The 4,534-nt window shown below is 73.5% G+C and carries 2 protein-coding genes and 1 pseudogene; 1 reads left to right on the top strand and 2 read right to left on the bottom strand.

Annotation, left to right across the window (positions count from 1 at the left end; all coding sequences use genetic code 11):
* Positions 1–2,085, top strand: a 2,085-nt coding sequence (locus B4M60_RS04935) for an error-prone DNA polymerase (protein ID WP_291080840.1), incomplete at its 5' end; no start/stop codon positions are given.
* Positions 2,086–2,129: 44 nt separating this feature from the next.
* Here the strand turns inward: B4M60_RS04935 and B4M60_RS04930 are convergent.
* Complete coding sequence (locus B4M60_RS04930) at positions 2,130–2,912, bottom strand: ECF transporter S component (protein WP_291080838.1); 783 nt, start codon at positions 2,910–2,912, stop codon at positions 2,130–2,132.
* Positions 2,913–2,920: 8 nt separating this feature from the next.
* Positions 2,921–4,519, bottom strand: a pseudogene (locus tag B4M60_RS15710) (ABC transporter ATP-binding protein); the annotation flags it as partial.
* Between the last annotated feature and the right edge of the window lie 15 nt (positions 4,520–4,534).

Below are 4,534 nucleotides of genomic sequence, written 5' to 3'. Positions count from 1 at the left end.
TCGGCCGCCAACTCGGCGGTCTGTTACTCCCTGGGGATCACCAATGTCGACCCGGTGGGCGCGCACCTGCTGTTCGAGCGGTTCCTGTCCCCGGAACGCGACGGCCCGCCCGACATCGACGTGGACATCGAGTCCGGCCGCCGGGAGGAGGCCATCCAGTACGTCTACGCCCGCTACGGGCGGGACCACGCCGCGCAGGTGGCCAACGTCATCACCTACCGGGGGCGGTCGGCGGTGCGCGACGTCGCCCGCGCGCTGGGCTACTCCACCGGGCAGCAGGACGCGTGGTCCAAGAGCGTCGACCGGTGGTCGGGACTGAAGAACAACGAGCGCGAGGCCACCGAACACGCCGTCCCGCCCGACGTCCTCGCGCTGGCCCGGCGGCTCGTCGGTCTGCCCCGGCACCTGGGCATCCACTCCGGGGGCATGGTGATCTGCGACCGACCGGTGGCCGACGTGGTGCCCGTCGAGTGGGCGCGCATGCCCGGGCGGACCGTCCTGCAGTGGGACAAGGACGACTGCGCGGCGGTCGGGCTGGTCAAGTTCGACCTGCTGGGACTCGGCATGCTCACCGCGCTGCACCACGCCATCGACCTCGCGGCCGAGCACAAGGACCTCGAGGTGGACCTCGCACAGCTCGACCTGGCGGACCCGGCGATCTACGACATGCTGTGCCGGGGCGACTCGGTGGGCGTGTTCCAGGTGGAGTCCCGTGCGCAGATGGCCACCCTGCCCAGGCTGCGGCCGCGGACGTTCTACGACCTGGTGGTGGAGGTGGCGCTCATCCGGCCCGGCCCCATCCAGGGCGGGTCCGTGCACCCCTACATCCGTCGTCGCAACGGGCGGGAGAAGGTGGTGTTCGACCACCCCGCGCTCGAGACGGCCCTGGGAAGGACGCTGGGCATCCCGCTGTTCCAGGAGCAGCTCATGCAGATCGCCACCGAGATCGCGGGGTTCTCCGGTGCCGAGGCCGACCAGCTCCGCCGGGCGATGGGGGCCAAGCGCTCGCCCGAGAAGATGGCGCGGCTGCGGGAGCGGTTCTTCTCGGGGATGCGGGAACTCCACGGCATCGGCACGAGCCCGCCCGGGACGCCGGAGACGGGCCCGGAGGTGGGGGAGCGGATCTGGGAGAAGATGTGCGCCTTCGCCAACTACGGCTTCCCCGAGAGCCACTCCCAGTCCTTCGCGGCGATCGTCTACTACTCGGCGTGGTTCAAGTGCCACCACCCGGCGATCTTCTGCGCGGCCCTGCTGCGCAGCCAACCGATGGGCTTCTACTCGCCGCAGTCGCTCGTGGCCGACGCCCGACGCCACGGCGTCACCGTGCACCGGCCGTGCGTCAACCGTTCCCTCGGCGGGGCCACCTGCGAGAACCGGGGCACCGAGGTGCGGATCGGCCTGGAGTCCGTGCGGGCGATCGGCGCGGATCTGGCCACGGCGATCGCGGACGAACGCGACACCCACGGACCCTTCACCTCTGCCGGTGACCTCTCCGGACGCACCGGGCTGACCGTCCGGCAGATGGAGGCGCTCGCCACGGCCGGGGCGCTCGACTGTCTCGGCACGGGCGGCCGGCGGGGGGCCCTGTGGTCGGCGGCCACCGCGGCCCGCGAGAAGCCCGGCATGCTGCCCGGACTCAGCCAGGTCGACGCCCCGGCGCTCCCGGGCATGAGCGTCCTCGAGCTCACCTCCGCGGACCTCGCGGCCACCGGCATCAGCCCGGAGGAGTACCCGACCGTCCACGCGCGGCCGTGGCTCGACTCCCGCGGCGTGTGCACCACCGCCGGGCTCGCCCACGTCCCCGACGGCAGCCGCGTGGAGGTCGCCGGGGCGGTCACCCATCGGCAGCGGCCCGCCACCGCGGAGGGCGTGACCTTCCTCAGCCTCGAGGACGAGACCGGGATGACGAACATCGTGTGCTCGGTCGGGCTGTGGGCGCGCTACCGGCCGATCGTCTCCTCGGCCCCCGCGCTCGTCGTCCGGGGGACCGTGGAGAACCGGTCGGGCGCGGTCAGCGTGGTGGCGGACAAGATCGAACGGCTCCACCTGGGCATGGCGATCGGGCGCAGCCGTGACTTCCGGTGACCGCCGCCCGCCCCCACGACGAGCGCCCGCCCCCACGACGAGCGTCAGTCCCCGTCCCCGAACCGCGCGGGCACCCCGAAGGCGGCCCGGCGGGAGGCGCGCCGGAGCGCGCCGAGCACCGCCGTGGCGGTCACCGCGATGAGGATCCCGGTGAACACCGCGCGGCCCAGATCCCATCCCATCGAGGTGGCGAGGGTGAACAGGACGAAGCGGTGGAGGTTCTCCGCGACGGGGGCTCCGGCGACGAAGGACACGGCGGTGTCCGGACCGATCGTGAACGGCCAGAACGACAGGTTCATGAGGAACCCGTAGCCGAACGCCGCCACCGCTCCGTACATCACGAGGAGCAGCACCTCGGCGCGCCCGCGGACGCGGGGGAGCAGGCCCGCGCCGAGCCCGACCCAGGACGCGGCGAGCATCTGGAACGGCAGCCACGGTCCGACCCCGCCGGTGAGCAACGCCGAGGCGAACAGGGTGGTCGAACCGAGGACGAATCCGAAGGCGGGGCCGAACACGCGCCCGCCGAGGATGAGGACGAAGAAGACGGACTCGAAGCCGGCCGTGCCCGCACCGAGAGGGCGGACCGCGGCCCCCACCGCGGTGAGGACGCCGAGCATCGCCACCGCCTTGACGTCGAGCCCGCCCTCGGCGATCTCGGCGAGCACCACCGCGATGAGCAGCGGCAGGCAGAGGGCGAAGAACAGGGGAGCCGCGGCGTCGCCGGAGAAGGTGGACCCCGGCCCGACGAGCAGCGGCCAGAGGAACATCGCCAACCCGGTCAGCGCGACCAGGACCAACGCGACGACCGACCGGGGGCGAAGCGGCACGACGGGCCTCATCGCGGACCGCCGGGGAGCGCCGCCTCGACGTCGGCGAGGGTGAGCCACCGGCTGTCGTCCTCCACCCCCGAGGTGATCTTGGCCACCTGGGGAGCGTAGGCGGGGGAGCCCGCGAGGATGTCCGTGGCGGGACCGTCGGCGACGATCTCGCCCGCGGCCATGACGAGCACCCGGTCCGCGCACGACGCCGCGAACTCCACGTCGTGGGTGGCCACCACGACGCAGTGGCCGGTCGCGGCCAGGTGCCGGAGGGCCGAGGACAACGCGGCCTTGGCGGTGTAGTCCAGGCCCCGGGTGGGCTCGTCGAGGAGGATCACCCCGGGCCGCGCGGTGAGCTGGATCGCCAGCACGAGGGACAGCCGCTGGCCCTCCGAGAGGTCGCGCGGATGGAGCTCGTCCGGCACCCCCGGGGCGAGGGTGTCCAGGGTCCGCCGGGTGGTCCCCGGGTCGGAGCCGGTCTCGGCGTCGGAGGCGGCGAGCTCCCGGGCGACCGTCGGGTGGCACAGCAGGTCGGACGGCGACTGAGGGACCAGCCCGACGAGGCGGCGGCGCGTCGGCGCCGGGAGATCACGCGGGTCGGTGGCCCCGGGATCGCCACCGGGCACCCGCACCCGCCCTCCCGTCCGCCGCCCCGTGCCCTGCAGCGCCCACAGGAGCGTGGACTTGCCGCAGCCGTTGCGTCCCATGAGGGCGCAGACCCGGCCGGGGTCCAGGCTGAGGTCGACGCGGTCGACGGCGCGCACCTCGCCGAAGTCGACGACGATCCCGTCGGCGCGCAGGGCCGGTGTGCCGGAGCACCCGCGGCCGGCTCCGGCTCGGGCTCCGGACCCGCTCGGAGCGGGCTCCTCGGAGTCGAAGAGCTCCCGGCGCAGGCCGGTCCCGACTCGGCGGGCGTCGCGGATGGACAGCGGCAGCGGACTCCATCCGGCCCACCGACCCAGTTGGACCACGGGTGGGGCCACATCGCTCGAGCTCATCACGGTACGGGGATCACCCACGAGGACCCGGCCGTCCGGGCCGACATGGGCGATCCGGTCGACGTACTGCAGGACGCGCTCGATTCGGTGCTCGGCGATCACCACGGTCACGCCGAGGTCGTGGGCGAGCCGGGTGACCGTGGACAGGACGTCCTCCGCGCCGTTGGGGTCCAGGGCGGATGTCGGTTCGTCGAGCACGACGAGGCCGGGCCGCGTGGTGAGGACGGCACCGAGCGCGACGCGCTGCTGCTGGCCACCCGAGAGTTCGGCGAGCGGGACGTCGCGCAGTTCGGCGATGCCGAGCAGGTCGAGGGTCTCCTCGACCCGCTTGCGCATGAGGGCGCGGCCGAGTCCCAGCTGCTCCATCCCGTAGGCGAGTTCCTCCTCGACGGTGTCGGTGACGAACCCCGAGATCGGGTCCTGCCCCACCACCCCCACCACGTCGGCCAGCGTGCGGGGCGGATGGGCGCGGGTGTCCCGGCCGAGCACCCGGACGGTCCCGGACAGGCGGCCGCCCGTGAAGTGCGGGACCGCCCCGGTCATCGCCCCCAGCAGGGTCGACTTGCCGACCCCGGTGCGGCCGATCACGAGCAGGATCTCGCCCTCGTCGAGGCTGAGCTCTTATACACATCT

This window comes from Dietzia sp. UBA5065 (genome assembly GCA_002415925.1).
Lineage (GTDB): Bacteria > Actinomycetota > Actinomycetes > Mycobacteriales > Mycobacteriaceae > Dietzia.
Note: the sequence above shows the minus strand (reverse complement) of the source record. Positions and strands in the feature narration are given on the sequence as shown.